The organism is Microcystis wesenbergii NRERC-220, from assembly GCF_032027425.1.
GTDB classification, from domain to species: Bacteria; Cyanobacteriota; Cyanobacteriia; order Cyanobacteriales; family Microcystaceae; genus Microcystis; species Microcystis wesenbergii_A.
Genome location: NZ_JAVSJA010000001.1, coordinates 3,124,854 through 3,143,940, shown reverse-complemented (window position 1 = coordinate 3,143,940; position 19,087 = coordinate 3,124,854). Strand labels below are relative to the sequence as shown.

Annotated in this window: 18 protein-coding genes and 2 tRNA genes; 12 read left to right on the top strand and 8 right to left on the bottom strand. The window is 43.9% G+C overall.

Annotated features, from left to right (window positions below; all coding sequences use genetic code 11):
• Positions 1–157 precede the first annotated feature (157 nt).
• Complete coding sequence (locus RAM70_RS15545) at positions 158–3,166, top strand: alpha-mannosidase (RefSeq protein ID WP_312674513.1); 3,009 nt, start codon at positions 158–160, stop codon at positions 3,164–3,166.
• Here the strand turns inward: RAM70_RS15545 and psbN are convergent.
• Positions 3,163–3,294: a photosystem II reaction center protein PsbN gene (psbN, locus tag RAM70_RS15540; protein WP_002761150.1), complete on the bottom strand. Its 132-nt coding sequence runs from the start codon at positions 3,292–3,294 to the stop codon at positions 3,163–3,165. The two genes, RAM70_RS15545 and psbN, sit on opposite strands and share 4 nt — an antisense overlap.
• 168 nt (positions 3,295–3,462) lie before the next feature.
• Here psbN and RAM70_RS15535 point away from each other — a divergent pair, with 168 nt between their 5' ends.
• The 5 genes from RAM70_RS15535 (at position 3,463) to RAM70_RS15515 (ending at position 6,782) form a co-directional block, all read left to right on the top strand.
• Positions 3,463–4,311: a carbonic anhydrase gene (locus RAM70_RS15535; RefSeq protein WP_045357330.1), complete on the top strand. Its 849-nt coding sequence runs from the start codon at positions 3,463–3,465 to the stop codon at positions 4,309–4,311.
• Positions 4,312–4,339: 28 nt separating this feature from the next.
• Positions 4,340–4,516 carry a hypothetical protein gene (locus RAM70_RS15530; protein ID WP_193745594.1) on the top strand — a complete coding sequence of 59 codons (177 nt, stop codon included), beginning with the start codon at positions 4,340–4,342 and terminating at the stop codon, positions 4,514–4,516.
• A 20-nt stretch (positions 4,517–4,536) separates the two neighbouring features.
• Positions 4,537–5,553 (top strand): glutaminase A, encoded by a 1,017-nt coding sequence (gene glsA / locus RAM70_RS15525; RefSeq protein WP_312674511.1) that lies wholly within the window; start codon positions 4,537–4,539, stop codon positions 5,551–5,553.
• 503 nt (positions 5,554–6,056) lie between these two features.
• Positions 6,057–6,416, top strand: a complete 360-nt coding sequence (locus RAM70_RS15520; RefSeq protein ID WP_312674510.1) for a YtxH domain-containing protein — start codon at positions 6,057–6,059, stop codon at positions 6,414–6,416.
• Positions 6,417–6,782 carry a DUF948 domain-containing protein gene (locus tag RAM70_RS15515; RefSeq protein ID WP_288002681.1) on the top strand — a complete coding sequence of 122 codons (366 nt, stop codon included), beginning with the start codon at positions 6,417–6,419 and terminating at the stop codon, positions 6,780–6,782. It abuts the gene before it with no gap.
• Here RAM70_RS15515 and RAM70_RS15510 read toward each other — a convergent pair.
• Entirely contained in the window at positions 6,779–6,904 is a 126-nt protein-coding gene (locus RAM70_RS15510) for a hypothetical protein (RefSeq protein WP_288002678.1), read from the bottom strand. The two genes, RAM70_RS15515 and RAM70_RS15510, sit on opposite strands and share 4 nt — an antisense overlap.
• 155 nt (positions 6,905–7,059) lie before the next feature.
• On the opposite strand from RAM70_RS15510, the gene RAM70_RS15505 reads away from it, so the two are divergent.
• Positions 7,060–7,866: a TPM domain-containing protein gene (locus RAM70_RS15505; RefSeq protein WP_312675944.1), complete on the top strand. Its 807-nt coding sequence runs from the start codon at positions 7,060–7,062 to the stop codon at positions 7,864–7,866.
• Positions 7,867–8,241: 375 nt separating this feature from the next.
• Entirely contained in the window at positions 8,242–8,946 is a 705-nt protein-coding gene (locus RAM70_RS15500; protein WP_312674509.1) for an LmeA family phospholipid-binding protein, read from the top strand.
• Positions 8,947–9,129: 183 nt separating this feature from the next.
• Here RAM70_RS15500 and RAM70_RS15495 read toward each other — a convergent pair whose 3' ends face one another.
• The 6 genes from RAM70_RS15495 to RAM70_RS15470 all read right to left on the bottom strand — a co-directional run bounded on the left by RAM70_RS15495 (position 9,130) and on the right by RAM70_RS15470 (position 13,544).
• Positions 9,130–10,368, bottom strand: coding sequence for a DUF445 domain-containing protein (locus tag RAM70_RS15495; protein ID WP_312674508.1), 1,239 nt, complete (start codon positions 10,366–10,368; stop codon positions 9,130–9,132).
• A gap of 35 nt (positions 10,369–10,403) precedes the next feature.
• On the bottom strand, positions 10,404–11,102 hold the full coding sequence (gene ubiE, locus RAM70_RS15490; protein WP_045357301.1) for a bifunctional demethylmenaquinone methyltransferase/2-methoxy-6-polyprenyl-1,4-benzoquinol methylase UbiE: 699 nt from the start codon (positions 11,100–11,102) through the stop codon (positions 10,404–10,406).
• Positions 11,103–11,653: 551 nt separating this feature from the next.
• Positions 11,654–11,725: transfer RNA gene (locus tag RAM70_RS15485), tRNA-Thr, on the bottom strand.
• Positions 11,726–11,733: 8 nt separating this feature from the next.
• Positions 11,734–11,818, bottom strand: a tRNA-Tyr gene (locus RAM70_RS15480).
• A gap of 138 nt (positions 11,819–11,956) precedes the next feature.
• Positions 11,957–12,250 carry a ferredoxin gene (locus RAM70_RS15475; RefSeq protein ID WP_288002672.1) on the bottom strand — a complete coding sequence of 98 codons (294 nt, stop codon included), beginning with the start codon at positions 12,248–12,250 and terminating at the stop codon, positions 11,957–11,959.
• A gap of 658 nt (positions 12,251–12,908) precedes the next feature.
• A complete protein-coding gene (locus RAM70_RS15470; protein WP_002761158.1) occupies positions 12,909–13,544 on the bottom strand; it encodes a peroxiredoxin in 636 nt (211 codons plus the stop codon).
• A 539-nt stretch (positions 13,545–14,083) separates the two neighbouring features.
• Here RAM70_RS15470 and psbU point away from each other — a divergent pair.
• From psbU to RAM70_RS15450, 4 genes are all read left to right on the top strand, one after another.
• Positions 14,084–14,491, top strand: coding sequence for a photosystem II complex extrinsic protein PsbU (gene psbU / locus RAM70_RS15465; protein WP_002761160.1), 408 nt, complete (start codon positions 14,084–14,086; stop codon positions 14,489–14,491).
• Positions 14,492–14,906: 415 nt separating this feature from the next.
• Positions 14,907–16,574, top strand: coding sequence for an L-aspartate oxidase (gene nadB, locus RAM70_RS15460; protein WP_045357299.1), 1,668 nt, complete (start codon positions 14,907–14,909; stop codon positions 16,572–16,574).
• Positions 16,575–16,793: 219 nt separating this feature from the next.
• A complete protein-coding gene (locus tag RAM70_RS15455; RefSeq protein WP_312674502.1) occupies positions 16,794–17,957 on the top strand; it encodes a HEAT repeat domain-containing protein in 1,164 nt (387 codons plus the stop codon).
• Complete coding sequence (locus tag RAM70_RS15450) at positions 17,954–19,018, top strand: glycosyltransferase (RefSeq protein ID WP_045357296.1); 1,065 nt, start codon at positions 17,954–17,956, stop codon at positions 19,016–19,018. The genes RAM70_RS15455 and RAM70_RS15450 overlap by 4 nt, the downstream gene beginning before the upstream one ends.
• Positions 19,019–19,087: the final 69 nt, after the last annotated feature.

Here is a 19,087-nt window from a genome sequence, read left to right as displayed (position 1 = left end):
TTTAGTTCCTCAGCTTTAACTTAATCTAATAAACTATTGGTTTGACTAAAGATGAGATTAAGTAAATCTTCAGCAGTATTGCGTTAACAGGAGTTCCCCCTAGCCTAATTAGTCCTCGATCGCTTAAAATAGTCAAAATTAACTTATTTGTTGGCCCATGTCTCCCCTCGACAACATCGCTAAACTGTCTCACCTCACCCGCACAGATATTCAGAAAAATTGGTTGATCGCGACAGCAGCGGGAAAACCAATTCAACCCGTCACCCTCAATGAAAAACAATACATTATTTGGCCGGCTGGCAGACAAATTCAATATCTAACTCAAAAAATTATTGTCCCCGAACATTTAGCCGGTTATCCTTTAGCGGGAATGGAACTGAGATTAATCTTAACTTGGTGGGCGGAAGATGTCAAAATTTATGTTAATAATCAATTTATCCAAGCAGGAGACCTCTTTGATTCTTCCACCCGCATTTTACTTTCCAACTCGGTCTCTACCGATCAAGAAATTCTTGTTACTCTCCGTTTAGTCAGTCCCAATCATGATATTGGTGGTTTGATGAAATCAGAGTTAATCTATGAATATAGCCAAGCTATCGATCCTTGTTTTGTTGCTGATGAATTAACCATTCTCCATAATTATATGCAAACTTTTTATCCTGAAAACTTAGCGGCTTTTACCGCTACTCTCGATAATATTGACTGGGATAATGTCACCAACAAAGATAAATTTAATCAATCCCTAGAATCAATTCGTCAATCCCTGCAAACCCTCGCTCAACCTCTCAAAGAACGCAGTTTTCATCTTCTCGGCCACGCACATTTGGATATGGCTTGGTTGTGGCCGTTGGCAGAAACTTGGCAAGTGGCAAAAAACACTTTTATCTCGGTTTTAAACCTGCAAAAAGATTTTCCTGCCCTCATATTTGGTCATTCTAGCCCCCTAATTTACGATTGGATAGAAAAACATCATCCTGACCTGTTTCAAGCGATGCTAGAGGCATATAAAGGGCAATCTTGGGAACTTTTGGGGGGGATGTGGGTAGAACCAGAAGTTAATTTAATCTCCGGGGAATCCCTATTTCGACAGCTGCTTTATGGACAAAAATATTTTCAAGAAAAATTTGGACAAATCACTAAAACTGCTTGGCTGCCGGATACCTTTGGTTTTCCCTACCAATTGCCGCAAATTCTTAAATCCTTTGGCATCAAATATTTTATAACCGGGAAACTGCATTGGAATGATACGACTAAATTTCCCCACGGTTTTTTCTGGTGGCAATCTCCCGATGGCAGTAAAATTCTTTCCCTCATGTCTCCTCCCAATGTTGCCGGAGTTATGGATACTAACCCAATTATTATGACCGATCATGCTCTCAATTGGGAACAGCAAACCGGCTTAAAAGATATTTTTTGGCTGCCCGGTGTTGGTGACCATGGCGGCGGTCCGACTCGTGATATGTTAGAGGTGGCCCAACGTTGGCAAAAATCTCCTTTTTTCCCCCAGCTAAAATTTAGCCAAGCAACAACTTATCTGGACAGTCTGGAGACAAGTAATCTTCCTATCTGGGATGATGAATTATATCTAGAATTCCATCGCGGTTGTTATACTACCCACGCCGACCAAAAGGCCTATAATCGTTACTGTGAAATCCTCTTGTATCAAGGGGAATTATGGTCTTCTCTGGCTAATATTTTACTAGAGATTCCCTATCCGAAAGTCGAGATAGAATCCCCATGGAAAAAGGTTTTATTAAATCAGTTTCACGATATACTTCCCGGTACTTCTATCCCCGAAGTGTTTAGGGATGCCAATCAGTTATGGCAGCAAGTTATCAGCACAGGTGAAGCAATTTTAGATCAAGCTTTACAGGCAATTGCCACTCAAATTAATTTACCTAATCCCCCCCATCCCCAAGCAAAACCTTTTCTAGTTTTTAATTCTCTTAACTGGGAAATATCCCAAGTTATCTCTTTAGCTGTAGAATCTGTCAATTGTTCGGTTTATGACTTGAATAATTGTCTCTGTCCTTCGCAATTATCCCACGACAATCAGCTATTATTTCTCGCTGAAAATATTCCTTCTGTGGGTTATAAGTTATTTTGGTTAGTTGCCAATCAGCAAGCAGCCGAGCAAAATTTAACCAACTGCCAATTTATTTTAGACAATGGACTGCTTAAAGTTACCATTAACTCAGAAACGGGAGATATAGATAGTATATTTGATATAATTAATCAAAAAGAAATCCTGCAAGCTGCTGGTAATCAATTACAGGCATTTAAAGATCAAGGACAATATTGGGACGCTTGGAATATCGATCCGAATTATCAACAATATCCCTTACCCAAAACAGTATTAAAATCGATCGAATGCTTAGAATGTGGTGCCTTGCGCTGGCAGATTCGCGTGATCAGAAGTTTAGGTGATTCGCAATTTTGTCAAGATTATATCTTAGAAAAAGATTCTCCTATTCTCCAGATTAAAACTATTGTTAATTGGCAACAGGAACATACTTTAGTAAAAACCGCTTTTCCTCTCACCCTCAACAGCGATTTTACCACCTATGAAATTGCCTGTGGTGCGATCGAGCGTGATCACGAACCAGAATCGCCAAAATGGGAAGTTTACGCCCATAAATGGGCGGATTTAACCGATACAGAGGCAAACTATGGGGTAAGTCTTTTAAATAATAATAAATATGGCTATGATGCTACTAACCAGCAACTGCGATTAACTCTGCTGAGAAGTCCCCGATGGCCCGATTCCGAGGCGGATCTGGGTAAACAAGAATTTACCTATGCAATATATCCCCACCAAGGTAACTGGAAAACGGCGAAAACTGTCCATCACGCTTGGCAGTTAAACTTACCTGTCACCGTTATTTTTATTACTAATTCTTCTCAATCAAACCGGCTGCCACCGGTGGCACAATGGTTAAAATTCTCGGCCGATAACTTAATTTTAATGAGTTTCAAACCAACTGAAACAGCCTCTCGGGGTTGGGTAATGCGCGTCTATGAATGTCAGGGAGAAAACGCTGTAATTGATTGGCAAAATCAATTACAATTAACAGTAAAAGAATCGATCGATGGTTTAGAAAGAGCGATCGATCCTATGGAGCAAATTTCTCCTTGGCAGATAGCCACATGGTTATTAAAGAATTAATCTTCGTGATCTTCAAAAGGATCGCTTAATTCTGCTGCCGGCGGTCCAAAAGCGGTATAAAGAGCTAAAGCGGTAATTCCTACCAAAGCGGCAGCGATCGAAATCCCCAAAATTGTTGCAGTTTCCATAGAATAAAATTTGCTTAGATACAGTCTGTATCTTATCTTAACAAAGTATAACCAATCTCGCAGCCGATAGCGATCGCTAATCTGGCCGGTTGCATTGCTGTTATCTCATGCCCGATAATGCTGAAAGGATCGACTAAATAGCGATCGAACTAAACTAGAAGAATTATTATGAAGAAACTCCTACAGGGACTAGAAAAGTTCCAGAGTGGTTATTTTGATGAACATCGGCAATTATTTGAGCAACTCTCCCACGGACAAAAACCGAGAATCCTGTTTATCACCTGTTCCGATTCCAGGATCGATCCTAACCTAATTACCCAAGCGGAGGTGGGGGAATTATTCGTAATTCGTAATGCGGGAAATATAATTCCTCCCTACGGAGCAACCAATGGTGGTGAAGGTGCATCTATAGAATATGCTATCAACGCTCTCGGCATCGAGCAAGTGATTATCTGCGGTCATTCCCATTGTGGAGCGATGAAAGGTTTGTTAAAATTGCAGAGTCTGGCCGATGAAATGCCTTTAGTTTACGATTGGTTAAAGCAAGCAGAAGCTACTCGACGTTTAGTTAAGGATAATTACAAAGAACTAGAAGGAGAAGAACTGATCGAGGTGACAGTAGCAGAAAATGTTCTCAATCAGTTAAGTAATTTGCAAAGCTATCCAATTATTCGTTCCCGATTACATCAGGGTAAATTGTCCCTACACGGTTGGATTTTTCGGATTGAAACCGGCGAAATTCTAGCCTATGATCCCATCCTACACGATTTTGTCGCTCCCCATAGTAAAATTACCCATCCCGAACCAGAAGACAATTTACCCCCTAGTCGTCACCTTCCCAATAGTCATCCCTTCAAGATTTCTGAGGATTATATCAGGACTAATGCGGACTTAAAAAAAGCGACTCCTGCGGTTAATACTGTGGCGAAAAAGAATGGCTCCTCAACCCAAAAACCGGGCTATACTTATTTAGAACCCTCCCAAGCTGATCGCATTTATCGTGGTTCGGGAAGTTAATTAGAAATTACAGAAATTCTCTAGAGATGTGCTTATTACCGTCTCTAGAGTGGCACTGAAACAACAATTATCGGCGGCAATCTTAACCAGTAATTTAGATAGGCAAGCAGCTGAGGGAACCACCTCTTACAATCATGCTCCAATAGAGACAACTGAATACCGGCGACTGACTCCCCAAAACCACAACTTTGTCACTCATTATTAGGATAACTGCTATACTCCTCTATGGCTTCCCCAAAAGATTTTATTAGTCCCGTCAATTCCGGGCAAGAGTTAGTCTATCCTTTTCGGAACTATCTTAACTATCTTCACGAAAAATACTCCGATTTACAGACGGGGAATATCGCCGATTATATTCCTGAATTAGCCCTAGCAGCTCCAGAATGGTTTGGTATTTCTGTAATTAGCACTGACGGTCAGATTTTTGAGGTGGGAGACTGTCAGCAAACCTTTACAGTACAATCGATTTCTAAAGCTTTTGTCTTTGGATTAGCCCTAGAAGATCACGGAAGGGAATACGTTAATAGTAAAGTCGGTGTTGAACCCACGGGGGAAGCTTTCAACTCGATTATTCTCGATGAAAAAACCAATCGTCCCTATAATCCTATGGTTAATGCTGGTGCGATCGCTACCACGGATTTAATCACCGGACAGAATGCCACGGAAAGGCTAAAACGTATTTTAGAAATGTTTAAACGCTATACGGGTAGGGATCACGAGATTAATGTCCCCGTTTTTCTCTCGGAAAAATCCACCGGCAATCGCAATCGGGCCATGGCTTATCTGATGCTAAATTTTGGCATGGTTAGCGATAAAATTGAAGAAACCCTCGACCTTTACTGTCAACAATGCGCCATCCTCGTCCATGCTCACGATTTAGCCCTGATGGCGGCTACCTTGGCTAATGGGGGTGTCAACCCAATCACAGGAATACGGGCGATCGATGAACACTACGTTCAAGATGTGATCAGTGTTATGCTTACCTGTGGAATGTACGACGCTTCGGGAGAATGGGCCTATCGGGTAGGATTACCGGCAAAAAGCGGTGTCGGGGGCGGAATTACGGCAGTAGTTCCCCATCAGTTGGGAATTGGGACTTTTTCGCCCCTTTTAGATGAAAAAGGCAACAGCATCAGAGGAGTGAAAATTTGTCAAGATATTTCAGAGGATTTTGGTTTACATTTATTCAATGTGGCCAAACCAGAACGAGATTTAAAAACATGGCTTGAAGGCAATGGTTGATACCACCCCCTACTTCCCTCTCCCCACTCCCCCATTTCCCCATTTCCCCACACCCTACACCCCACACCCCACACCCCACACCCTGCCCCCAGGAAAAACTTTTTGCCGCAAACCCTACTTAGCTGTCCCCGACAAGAGCGCCTGCCGGCCCTGGAAAATTAATTTGGCCAGAGGTCTGTGGAAAAAAATGTCATAAACCTCTTGACAAAAGCAGCGGATTGTGTGTATTATTACTATTGTGTGAGGAGTATAAGTTCAGCATAAGAGGAACCTTTGGGGTCGAAACACGGCAAGACTCCCAGAGGTTCTTCTTTTTCACTCCCTTATTGGCTCAAAGTCAGCCATAAAATCAGGTTTTACCCGATCGCTAGTTTTTTCTCAATTTATCCCTTCTAGGTCTGTTGCTGCTTACCAAGAGCAACAGTCCAAAATTTTGCCGAAGAAACTGCACAAGAGAAGTGTAATTGCTCGTAAAATTGGGAATTAAGTACAAGGGCAATCCTATGGCAGATAAAAATAACGGTAACGGTGGCTTATTCCTCGTCGGGGTTTTAGTGGGCAGTGCGATCGGAGTAGTGGCGGGTTTATTAGTAGCGCCCAGATCTGGAAAAGAAACCCGTCGAATTCTGCAAAAATCCGCGCGGGCTTTGCCTGAATTAGCCGAAGATCTGACCACGACGATGCAATTGCAGGCCGATCGTCTATCGGAATCGGCCCGGCGTAATTGGGATGATACTTTAATCAGATTAAAAGAGGCGGTGACAGCCGGAATCGAAGCTAGTCAAAGTCTAGCCACGGACAATCCTTTCCCCGACTCGGAAGAATCCCCCCAAGGCGATAATCATCACTCGAATGACCATTAAATGACCGAACCTATTTTCTGGCTAGGATGTTCTTTACTGCTAGTCGCCGTTAGTTTAACGGCGGTTTTCATCGCTGCTTTACCTGCCCTGCAAGAGTTAGCCCGGGCAGCCCGCAGTGCCGAAAAATTATTCGATACCCTCCATCGGGAATTTCCCCCGACTCTAGAAGCAATTCGCCTGACAGGGGCAGAAATCAGCGAATTAACCGAAAATATCGATGAAGGGGTCAAAAGTACCCGCCAAGTTTTCCAAGGAGTCGATCGCAGTCTCGGTAGTGCTAAAGCTGGTCTCAGCAAGCTCGATCGTGGCAGCCGTCGCCTCTTGATCGGTTTTAAAGTCGCTTGGAATACTTGGAAACGCAGTTAAGCAGATGGGGAAGTGGGGTGTAGGGTGTGGGGTGTAGGGTGTGGGGTGTGGGGTGTGGGGTGTAGGGTGTAGGGTGTAGGGAAGGAAACCTCTTTCATCTCTGGTGGTGAAAATTTTTTCATCGGGACTGACTCCTGAATACAGACTCCTATCTCCTGACTCCTGATAACTGAGTGACTAAAGTTGAGAATTCCCTTAAGATAAAGTAAATAAGTGTAAAGAAACTGAAAGTTAGCCTACACCCTTGCTGAAAAAATTCTCATTGTCTAGAAGTGCTATGCTCAATCGTTTTTGCCGAGGAATCTCGATCGCTCTTGTAATTGGTGTCATTAGCTGTCTGGGTTGGATTATCTGCCCGGATCAAGCTCTAGCGGTGAATAATCCCGAATTACTGCCCAATCAAGCCACTCCGATCGTTGATTTAGCCAATTATCTACCCGCAAAACAGGAAGAAGCATTAATCCGAGATATCGAGACATTTCAAGGGGAAACCGGCTGGAAAATGCGAGTTTTAACCCAATATGACCGCAGCCCCGGCCGGGCCGTGATTAATTTCTGGGGATTGGATGATAAAAGTATTCTCCTAGTGGCCGATGGTCGCGGCGGTAATCTACTATCTTTTAGTATTGGTGATGCCGTCTATGAATTTTTACCCCGCACTTTTTGGATCGAATTACAGGCCCGTTTCGGTAATATGTATTTTGTCCGGGAAAATGGCGAAAATAATGCGATCGTACAATCCTTAGACACGGTAAAAGGCTGTTTAGTTAAAGGTGGTTGTGCGGTGGTCCCCGGTTTACCGAAGGAACAGTGGATTTTAACTTTAATTACCTCAATTGTCGGCGGTTTAGTCTTCGGTTTTGCCGGTATTCCCCGCAAAGAAGGACAGGTTTTCGCTTGGCAATGGGTTTTAATTGTCTCTCCCCTCTGGTTTATCCTCTTTGTTGCTTTTGGCATCGGACCGGTGGTTACTCGCACCAGTGAATTACTGCCCCTTTTCCGCAATTTAATCGGTTTTGCCCTTGGAATTTTAGTCGCCTATCTTTCCCCTCGTTTTAATTCCCTCAACGCCTCAAAAACCTAAAAATTAGGGGCTTGTCAGTGATCAGTAATCAGTAATCAGTGAAAAGAAAGTAGCGAAGTTTTTACCTATAACTGATACCAAATCCAGTTATTAAGTTGTTGGTTATAATTAAATTAAAAATGAATTTTAGGTTCGATCCCCCCTTAATCCCCCCTTGATAAGGGGGGCATCTGATAATTTTTAACGCCTACCTACTTAGAAACTGATTATTTATTCCCCTTTGCCTCTTGCCTTTTGCCTTTTGCCTTTTGCCTCTCCTCATAACTCGCCTCTACTCAACGGATTTAGTATGATAGCTGACGGCGGCCCCTCATGGTTCGATCGATCTAGCTCTGTTACAATTAGAAAAATTGTGGAGTGAGTGAGATAACGTTTATGTGGGTCAATACTCAAAGTGAGATTATTAGTAAGGTTTTGCCGCCAGCAGTACGTCTGTTCTTAAGAACGCAAGTAGAACAGATAGAAGATTTAGAAATGCAGCTGCAAGGTCATGATCGGCAAATTTTGCGCGGTTATATCCCCGGGGTATTTTTAGCCGTAGGAAAAGCGATTTATCAAGGTTTACATCTAGGTAAAGCGCAATTAAGAGGGGAAAATATTCGTCTTAATATCGGGCAGGTTTTGCGAGGGAAACCTCTAAAAATTTTGGAACCTATTCGGGTTAGCGGTGAGGTGGAAATTAACGAGCAGGATTTAAATAATTCGATCGCCTCGACTATTTTAATTAATGCTTTTGCCGATTTACTAATTTTTTCCCTAGAAAATAACGGAGTTGTTAACGCCAGAGAAATTATCTCACAACAGCGTTTTAACTGGAAAAATGTTTTCCTAAATCAGGGCTATTTCTCTCTTCTCGGCCATAGAGAAACGGGTGCAGAAGTAATTTTTACTGCCGATATTACCTTAAAAGATGCTCGCACTTTAGGGATTAGTCCCCGACAATGGCAAGGTTTAGCCCCAGATTTATCTATTGATTTGCAACCCTTTACCGTCGATTTAGGCAAAGATGTGGAGATTAAATCTTTTATTCTCGACGATCAAACTCTTTTCTGTCAGGGAAGTTTTTTGATTTTACCTTAAAAATAAACGCAATGATTCCGGTGGGTTAACTTAGTTTAACCCCCCTAATTAGGGCTTGCTGAATAAATCTAAAAACCTTGTTAGATTAAGGCTTTTTCAGGGGGAAAATTCACACCCCACACCCTACACCCCACACCCCACACCCTGCCCCCACCAACAAACTTTTTCAGCAGACCCTAATTATTACCCCGGATTCTGTGCAATTAAAATAACTGTTTGCATTAGTCCAACTAGAAGACCGAGAATACCACCGAGATTAACAATTCCCTGTAATTCCTGTTTAACAATGCCTTGGATGGCATTTTCCAGATCGGCGGGGGAAGTGGCATTTACCCGATCGCGGATCACCTGATCAATGTTGAGAATCGGGATAATTTGGGCGACTAATTTCTCTAAATCTTCCTCTAGATAACGCTCTAAAATTAACGCTAACTCTTGACTAATTACCCCTAATGATGTAGTCATTGACCCCGAAGATTGCAGACGATTAATAATTAAATTAGCGATTTGATCCCAGTCGATCGTTTGTCCAAAATCTTGCAGAAATTGTTCGCCACTTTCTTGAATATAAATTCGCACCGTATCCCTGGTGGTTTTACGCAATTGTCTGACGGTGGAGATAGGTAAATTTTGTAAAGAGATACTTTGTAACCAGTTTTTCAGACGATTACGCATCTCTAAAGATAGTAATAATTCTTTGATTCTGGTATTAGCTAAATCCTTTTCATCAAGGCAAAAAGTGCGTAAGCGAGCAAGGGCATTGCGTAAACCGAATAAATTGGCTACTACCCAATAGGTTCCACTGGTTTTTTCCCGAAATCCTTCATCGATAACTTGAATATTGCGATCGGTTAAAAAATCGATCAAAGCTAGACGGATAACATCAGCAGGTAAGACGGTTTCTAATAGCCAATCGGAGAATTGTCGCGCCTGTTGTTCACTGAGAGAAAATTCTAAAACTAGGCGATCAAAAATTTGATTGATCTGTTTTTCTAAAAAGTCCTGCCGTCGGGCTAAAACTTTTAGTAATCTCGCTAAAGATTCCCCGAATAAATCGTGAAGAATCGCCGCCAAAATCTCGGCGGTTTTTGCTTGCCGATCGCCTTTTATCTGTTTTAAAGCTAATTGTAACAGCCAGAGGATCGCCCCCTGTACCCTTTCGGTGTCGAGGAGTCGTTTAGCCAGTTTTTGTAATTCCTCGGGAGTTAACAGGGAACCCATGATCGTATCCGATACCCGGACAGCTAATCGATCTTGATTGCGAGGAATTAGCCCCGGGGTGAAGGGAAGAGGACGCTTACCGATATAAATCGCCTTGTAGGGACGAAATAGCATTTTTATGGCTACATCGTTCGTAAAATAGCCAATAATTGCCCCCGCGATCGGCGGTAAGAGCCATGTCCAAAGAGTAGGGAGATTCAATTTAGCAGCAAAAAATAAACGGAAATGTGAGTGAGTTATTTCTTTAAGACTAACACTCCCATCAGTCCTGCTAGGAGTGGATAGTGAACAGCGCCGGAAAATCCCGACTGATAGCCTAATTTTACCTGTTCTGGGCCCTGGGGAAAGCGATCGATACTGGGACTAATATAAGCGTACTGGTCAGTTAAACCGTAGCGCTCGGCAGCGGGAACGACGATATGATCGAGATACCAGTTTTGGAATAATTTGGCGATGGTTTGGGTGGGTTGATGGAAGTCAAGAATCGCCGCTTTAGCACCCGGTTTCAGGACTCGGTATAATTCCCCCAGACATTGGGCAATATCGACCACATTGCGTAATCCATAGCCGATAGTGGCACAATCAAAGCTAGAATCGGCAAAGGGTAAATTGAGGGCATCCCCCTCCATCCAGTTAATATTAGTGGCGCTAAAACGTTGACGGGCGATTTTTAATTGTTGTGGGGAAAAATCTAGTCCGATCACCTGGCCGGTTTTGCCCACTTGTTTTGATAATAGGTTAGTCAGGTCGCCGCTGCCACAACAGATATCAAGGGCAAAATCGCCTTTTTCGGGTTGACACCATTTGACTGTCATTAATTTCCAGACGCGGTGTAATCCTAAACTTAATTCTTGATTAAGTCGGTCATATTCAGGAGCGATCCGATCGAAAATTGCTTGTATTTCTGTGGAGTTAGGTGAGGATTGATTGGACATTTTTATAATAAACCTCTTGCATAATTAACTTTTGAGGGTTCAAAAACGTCAAAAATAAGGATTAAATGGCATAAAATCTGGAAATAGACCATTTAATTGATTATTATTCATTCTTAATTCTCCTGACTTGAAAGAGGGTGTAGGGTGTGGGGTGTGGGGTGTAGGGACGGAAACCTCTTTCATCTGTGGGGGTGAAAATTTTTTTATCGGGACTGACTACTGACTACTGGCTACCGACTCCTAACCCTAACAACAATTTTTGATTTTTACAAGAGGTCTAATATAGCACCAGAGAAAATCCCAGATGATGTTATATCATTCTATCTTATCTCCGCCCACGGGGATAAGCTGTTGACTATCTCAATTACTCGTTAAGACTGCACCGGAGAAGGGAGTGCCGGAGAGGGAGTTCGAGCATTTGTCCTCAATTTTCCCAGACGCAGTTTAAATGCGGTACAGCTTAAGCTCCCAGGGCGAACGCACAGGTTTCTTAAGATGAAATTGCGTGAAGAGGATCAAAGAAATCCCATCACCGCAACTTTTCCAATCTAAGCCCGTGATGAGGATTGAACTCATGACCTCACCCTTACCAAGGGTGTGCTCTACCACTGAGCTACACGGGCATTGATCGTGGTGGGCCGGGCCGGATTCGAACCAGCGTAGGCGTAGCCAACGGATTTACAGTCCGCCCCCATTAACCACTCGGGCACCGACCCATTAATTCCACGATTATCAATCATAGCACCCTTAGCTAAAACACACAAGTGTTTAGGGAAAAAATTTTTGAGCCATAAAATAACTCCCGTTAAGTGCCATGGCACTTAACGGGAGTTTTCTAACCATCTTGAGAGAGATTAGTACAAAGCTTCTTCTTGGTGGGTGACGATCACACAGTTATCGGTGGGATAGGAGACACAGGTGAGGATGAAACCAGCTTCCATTTGATCGTCACTGAGGAAGGATTGATCGGATTGATCGACACGACCAGATAGAAGTTTACCGGCACAGTTGGAGCAAGCTCCCGCACGGCAGGAATAAGGTAAGTCCAGTCCTGCTTCTTCAGCCATATCGAGAATGTACTCATCATCGGGAACATCAATTGTATGCTCGCCATCGGGTGTTTTCAGGGTGACTTTATAAGTTGTCATCAGTTGTTCCTCTTAATTAAATGCTAGTGAAAGCGCCAGTCTCTACAATTGCCTCTCGCTCGTCGTCAGATTGAACGATGGGAGCGAGTTTCATTTTTGATACTACGGGAAAATCTCCCTGACTCACCCTTGCATTAGTAATGACAGTCTTAAATAAACTTAAAATAAAATTTACTTATATATCTACCCCAGAATTCCTGACAATCTTTGCTTGATCTTTAGATAATTTCATCGCTCTACAGTCTAGCTAAACTAAGCACTACTAAGCATTTGGAGCCATAATGTTAATTGTTTTTTTAGCCTTAAGCCGATTTTTGCTAAATATTAACTTAACTTATGGTTAAGATAGATGTCGATGAATTGTCTTTAACCCAGCCAAGAAATTGCTTTTAACGAAAAGAATCCTCTCAGTTGTTAAAGTTACCCACTTTCTGGACTCCTATTTATTTCTGCGCTACTGCTGGTGACACATTGACACATCTACGGAAACTATGAAAAAATCTATTGACAATCAAACCAATAAATGATAGAGGGAGATAAATCCCCTGTTGCCAGGGGTAGCATCCGTTAAAACGGATAGCCAACCCTCGCTCAAGATTTTATGGTTTTTGGATTGTCAGTTTTCCAGGATCTGGTTCACTGATTACCGGTCACTAAATTACTTATTAGGTTGGGGAGTCATGCGTAGATAGGGTTTGATTTCTTCAACTCCTTTGGGGAATTTGCTACGAGCTTCTTCAGTGGGAATAGAGGGAACCACCACACAATCGCCGCCGTCGGTCCAGTTAGCCGGGGTAGCCACCTGATAGTTATCGGTGAGCTGCAGGGAGTCAATTACCCGCAGGATCTCATTAAAATTGCGTCCCGTGCTGGCAGGATAGGTAATAGTCAAACGTAATTTTTTGTTGGGATCGATAATAAACACCGAACGTACCGTCAGATTATTGAGGGAATTGGGGTGAATCATGCCGTAGAGATCCGACACTTTGCGATCGCCATCGGCGATAATCGGATAGTTAACGGTAGTGTTTTGAGTTTCGTTGATGTCATTAATCCAACCCCGATGGGATTCGGCACTATCGACACTCAAAGCGATAACTTTCACATTACGTCGCTCAAATTCTGACTTAAGACTAGCCACCGTACCTAATTCCGTGGTACAAACGGGAGTGTAATCAGCCGGGTGCGAGAACAGCACTACCCAGCTATCTCCTACCCACTGATGAAAAGAAATCGGACCTTCACTAGAATCTTGTGTAAAATCTGGAACGATATCACCCAATTGGAGAGCCATAATTGTGTCTTCCTTATACATATTTCAAGACAAGCAACAGTCCATGATGCCATAGGAATGCTGTTCGTCACTGATAATTTTAGGGATTTGTAATAATTCGATTGGGGGATAGGGGAATGAGGAAATGGGGGAAGTGGGGAGATAGGGGAAGAGGGAAATAGGGAAATTCAACTGTAGCAGCAGCCAGATGGCAGCAGGAAAATCCTTGCCAGAACCTGATTTTAGCGATTTAGATTGTCCTAACCAACTTGTTCTTTGTTAAAAAACCCCAAAACCGCAAAACCCTAAAACCCCTAAAACCCTAAAACCCCATCCCCCAACCCTCAAAACCCTTCCCCTAGGGCGGCAAACTAGGTTAAGATCTGGTCTAATGGCATGATATAACTTTTTTAACTAGCTATCAGCGTTCAGCTAATAGGTCAGCTGCGGTGGTAAGTCCCAATTCCCCACCCTATGCCTAGTCGGAAAGCTGAAGGCTGACGGCTTCATTTCTTGTCCTGATCGTTAATTTGCCTTGGTTTTAGGAGACCACAACTGCAATGAAGAATCTTGTTCGTCTGCTGGCGGTAATTGCCTTGATTATCGGGAGTTTTTGGGGCAAAGTTCCTGCTCAAGCTCTCAATCTCACCTCGATCGCCCTTCCCTCTCTTCCTGTGGCGGTCTTAAATGCGGCTGATGCTAAACTAACTACAGAATTTGGGGCGAAAATCGACCTCAATAACAGTGATATTCGCGATTTCCGGGACTTGAGAGGGTTCTATCCCAATTTAGCTGGTAAAATCATCAAAAACGCCCCCTACCAAGAAGTGGAAGATGTCCTCAATATACCCGGACTCTCGGCCACTCAAAAAGAGCGTTTACAGGCTAATCTGGAGAAATTCACCGTTACTGAGCCTTCTAAAGAATTTATCGAGGGTGATGACCGTTTTAACCCCGGAGTTTACTAAATCCAGTTAATTACGGTTTAAAAAAAATTTCTAGGTGAGCGATCGCTCACCTTTTTCAGTGATCAGTGATCAGTGATCAGTGATCAGTGATCAGTTATTCAGTCAAGCTCTGGCATAATTAATTTTTCAGGGTTTAAAAACGGCAAAAATAGGGATTAAATTGCATAAAATCGGTAAATAGATTATTTAATTGATTATTATTCATTTTTAATTCTACTGACTCGGAGAATACTGACTCCTAAATCTAACAACAATTTTTGATTTTTATAAGAGGTCTAGGGATCAGATTGGAGTTTTCAGTCAAAAGTTGACGACTGGCGACCATATACTGCGCCAACGAAAGACTGGGGATTTTGGCCAGAGCTATAGAGAAATGAAATGCTAGAATAAATAGAATTTATCAATTAACTCCTACATGGTCGTTTCCTCGCAACTGCCGAGTTATCAAGATGTTTTAGTGGTCGGCTCGGGAGCGGCGGGATTGTATGCCGCGCTGTGTTTACCCCCTAACTTAAAGGTGGGTTTAATTACCAAAGAAGATTTAAAAACCGGGGCTAGTGATTGGGCGCAGGGAGGAATTGCGGCGGCCACGTCCCCGGCAGATTCCCCCGTTTTCCATTTAGAAGATACCCTGAAGGCCGGAGCGGGCTTATGTGATCGCTATGCCGTGCAGTTTTTAGTTGAGAAGGCCCCCCAAGCGATCTCTGATTTGCTGCGGTTAGGAGTTAGTTTTGATCGCTCTGGAGACGACTTAGCCCGCACTCTTGAGGCTGCCCATTCCCAGGCTAGGGTGCTACACGCAGCCGATCGCACCGGGAGAGCGATCATCAGTACCCTGATGGAAAAAGTGACCGAGCGCTCCAACATTACCATTATTCCCCAAGCGATTGCCCTGAAACTCTGGCTTGACCCGGAAGGGCAACGCTGTCAAGGTATTTGTTTACTCCATCAAGATCATCTCTGTTGGCTGCGAGCGCAAGCAGTCATTCTGGCTACGGGAGGCGGCGGTCAAGTCTACGCCCAAACTACTAATCCCGCCGTCAGCACCGGGGATGGAGTCGCCCTGGCTTGGCGTGCTGGGGCAGTGATTCGCGACCCGGAATTTTTTCAGTTTCACCCCACCGCTTTGACTGTGTCGGGGGCACCGCGGTTTTTAATTAGTGAAGCGGTGCGTGGCGAAGGGGCGCATTTAATTGATGCCCAGGGGCGGCGTTTTGCCTTCGATTACCATGCTGCTGGAGAATTGGCTCCCCGGGATGTGGTGAGTCGGGCGATTTTTAGCCATTTGCACAAAACCTCCGACGATCCCGCCCATGCCAAAGTATATCTAGATCTAAGACCAATCGAACCGGATCGTCTGCGTTATCGTTTCCCCAATATTATCCGCATCTGTCAAAAATGGGGCATTAATGTGTTTGAGGATGTGATTCCCGTCGCCCCCGCCGCTCACTATTGGATGGGAGGAGTAGCCACAGATTTAAACGCCCGCACTTCTCTACCCGGTTTGTATGCGATCGGCGAATCAGCTAGTACAGGTGTCCACGGTGCCAATCGTTTAGCCAGTAATTCTCTCTTGGAATGTATTGTCTTTGCGGCAAATTTAGCTGAAATAGGTCTAGAGCCAGAAAACTTTCGTGGGGAAAGACCAGAAAAACCCTTAGAAATTGGGGAAAACTGGCAGGAAGAACAGGAAGACTGGCAAAAAGTACGGAGAGAATTACCGATTTTAATGTGGGAAAATGCGGGAATTTGCCGATGTCAAAATGAGTTAGAAACTGCTATCCTACGGGTGCAACAGTGGAAACAACAGTTACATTCCTTAAAGATGGGCCAATTTCTCCAGAATCTTCTTCCCGACAAAGGACAATTATTTTTGTGTCCCTCGGTGCGGTTAGAAATAAGAATAGCGATCGAGACATTAAATCTTTTAGACATCGCCGACTTAATTCTGGAAAGTGCCTTATTACGAGCAGAAAGCCGAGGCGGTCACTATCGGGGCGATTATCCAGAAACCGTAGCTAATTGGCAATTCCACAGGACTATTCAAGGTCGAACGTGGCGCAGAACTCCTGTGCAAGCTTAATTAAGCCAGTTTTTCAGAGATAATCCCTACTAAGTGCTAAACAGTAGACCCTATCCTCGATACTAGGCTCCCTACTACCCGTCCCACGCTCAAGAGGGTCTTTTCCCAATCATCATGGTCTATGACCTATCTCTGGTGTTCACTGCTTCTCATCCAAGGCTTTTAGGCTATTATACTTTTACCCCCCCCCCAAACGGTTACATTAATTAATTTAATTCTATGATCAAACCCAATTTTCTATTTTTGTTAGCTATCAGTGTGAGCAGTTGGGGTTATCATTTCCAGGCTTTACCCACGGCTAACGCTCAAACTCCGCCCAAGTTAGAGCAAACCCAGACTGTCGATAATTACTATCAGTTGATGCAAGCTGGTTACGAAGCCGCAGCCCAAGGAAAATACCAACTAGCCTTGGAAAAATTTGAACAAGCGCTGGCACAACGCCCGAGCGATACCGCAGCTGAAAATGCGATCACTGATATGGAGAAGTTTTTAGATAAAACCTCCACGGGCAAGGATGCCGAAGCTGCCTCCAAAAAGGCTCCTTCTACTTCTATTCCCCTTATTCCTGGAGTGGTCTCCCTGGAAATCTTGGTTGAGCCAGAAAAAATGACATATTTCGCTGGCTCGGCCCTGTTATCAATCTCTTTATTGGGGGCTTTACTATCGCTTCTCCTTCAATACCGTCGTCCCAAAAGCAAAGCCTCAAAACGTCGCCAAAAGACAACTTACATCAATCCCAAAAACCCACTCTACAACTTTTTTGGGCGCAATGGTAATTCCTTCGATGCGAACACCAAGACCAGCAGTGACATTAATGGCAATGGGGAATACGATTTCAATACTTCTTTGCCCGTACAAGCTACCTCCCAGATCCCGAACGTAGACTTAATCCTGCGTTTAATTGAAAATCTTCGCGATAACGATCCCCGTAACCGGAGACGGGCGGTTTGGAAGCTGGCACAGATGTCCGATTCTAGGGCAATGCAGCCTTTAGTCGATAGTATGGTGGATGGGGATTCCGTCGAACGCAGCTTAACCCTAGAAGCCCTCTCTCAAATCTGTACCCGCTCCCTGCGACCGATGAACCAAGCTTTGGCTATCTCTCTCCAAGATAAAAATCCGCAGGTGCGGAAAAATGCCATTCGCGATTTAACCAGACTCTACGAGATCATGACTCAGATCAGTCAATTAATTTGTCTTGCCCTCGATGATTCCGATGAGGAAGTGCAAGAAACAGCACGCTGGGCAATTAAACAGTTAAATCTGCAATTACCGCCCCGTTTAGAGATGGCTCCCCTGGAAACCACTGGTGAACCAGAAGATGATGATGACGTACAGGATACTTCCTTCACTGAAACCACACCCACTGAGGTGCAAAATTGAGTCGAAAACTGTTATTTCTCTCCACCCCCGCGGGATTTTTGGGTTCGGGGGGCGGCGGTGGCGTAGAATTAACTCTTTATAATCTCGCTCGCACTCTGACTAAGCAAGGGTATGCGGTGCGGGTAGTGGCTCCAGAAGCCTCGCGATTGCAGGATATCCCCTTGATCACTATAGCGGGAAATGCCCAGATTTCCGCCCAAAGTCAGGGCCGGGAAGCCCCGATTTTAATGCCCGAAAATGCCGTTTTGGCCAATATGTGGCACTACGCCCAACAGGTACAAAATCAGTACGATTTAATTGTTAATTTTGCCTACGATTGGCTCCCTTTTTATCTCACTCCTTTTTTTGCTACTCCCGTCGCCCATTTAGTCAGCATGGCTTCCGTTTCTTTGGCGATGGATCATATTATTCAAAAAACCTACCGCAGTTTTCCCCATTTACTCGCTTTTCACACCGTCACCCAAGCAGAAACTTTCTCAATATCTCCCCCCTATCGCTGTTTGGCTAATGGTTTAGACGTATCTTTGTATCAGTTTCGGGACGATTCCTCCCCCTGTCTAGCCTGGGTGGGACGGATTGCCCCAGAAAAAGCTTTAGAAGATGCGATCGCTGCTTGTCAACAGTTAGGTGTCCCTTTACGGGTTTTCGGTCATATTTCCGATCCTCTCTACTGGCAAAATCTACAGGATAACTATAGTTTCGATTTAGTCGATTATCGCGGGTTTTTGCCCACCGAGAGCCTACAAAAAGAGCTAGGCGACTGTTTTGGCCTGTTGATGACCCCGCGCTGGGTTGAGGCTTTTGGTAACGGGGCTATTGAAGCTTTAGCCTGTGGTGTTCCCGTAATTGCCTATGGTCGTGGTGGTCCAGTAGAAATTATTGAAGAGGGAAAAACTGGTTTTTTAGTTGAACCCGATAGTATCGAGGGATTAGTTACAGGAATTAAAAATTTAGACCGGATCGATCGATATTCTTGTCGTGCAGTAGTCGAGCAAAAATATTCCCTAGAAGCTTTAGCAAATCGAGCTATTAATTGGTTTGAAGAAATTTTTTGTCAGTGAGGGAGCAGGGTTTTTAGCTGGAGTCTAATATAATAGAAGCAGCGATATGGTTCGAGAGTGCCTTTCTGT

Coding starts and splice junctions, on each gene's coding strand:
- RAM70_RS15535 (WP_045357330.1), top strand. CDS start 3,463: ATGAAGAAACTCCTACAGGGACTAGAAAAGTTCCAGAGTGGTTATTTT.
- RAM70_RS15470 (WP_002761158.1), bottom strand. CDS start 13,544: ATGGCTCTCCAATTGGGTGATATCGTTCCAGATTTTACACAAGATTCT.
- RAM70_RS15505 (WP_312675944.1), top strand. CDS start 7,060: ATGCTCAATCGTTTTTGCCGAGGAATCTCGATCGCTCTTGTAATTGGT.
- RAM70_RS15510 (WP_288002678.1), bottom strand. CDS start 6,904: ATGAAAAAATTTTCACCACCAGAGATGAAAGAGGTTTCCTTCCCTACA.
- glsA (WP_312674511.1), top strand. CDS start 4,537: ATGGCTTCCCCAAAAGATTTTATTAGTCCCGTCAATTCCGGGCAAGAG.
- RAM70_RS15520 (WP_312674510.1), top strand. CDS start 6,057: ATGGCAGATAAAAATAACGGTAACGGTGGCTTATTCCTCGTCGGGGTT.
- RAM70_RS15545 (WP_312674513.1), top strand. CDS start 158: ATGTCTCCCCTCGACAACATCGCTAAACTGTCTCACCTCACCCGCACA.
- RAM70_RS15455 (WP_312674502.1), top strand. CDS start 16,794: ATGATCAAACCCAATTTTCTATTTTTGTTAGCTATCAGTGTGAGCAGT.
- psbN (WP_002761150.1), bottom strand. CDS start 3,294: ATGGAAACTGCAACAATTTTGGGGATTTCGATCGCTGCCGCTTTGGTA.
- RAM70_RS15515 (WP_288002681.1), top strand. CDS start 6,417: ATGACCGAACCTATTTTCTGGCTAGGATGTTCTTTACTGCTAGTCGCC.
- RAM70_RS15500 (WP_312674509.1), top strand. CDS start 8,242: ATGTGGGTCAATACTCAAAGTGAGATTATTAGTAAGGTTTTGCCGCCA.
- ubiE (WP_045357301.1), bottom strand. CDS start 11,102: ATGTCCAATCAATCCTCACCTAACTCCACAGAAATACAAGCAATTTTC.
- RAM70_RS15475 (WP_288002672.1), bottom strand. CDS start 12,250: ATGACAACTTATAAAGTCACCCTGAAAACACCCGATGGCGAGCATACA.
- nadB (WP_045357299.1), top strand. CDS start 14,907: ATGGTCGTTTCCTCGCAACTGCCGAGTTATCAAGATGTTTTAGTGGTC.
- psbU (WP_002761160.1), top strand. CDS start 14,084: ATGAAGAATCTTGTTCGTCTGCTGGCGGTAATTGCCTTGATTATCGGG.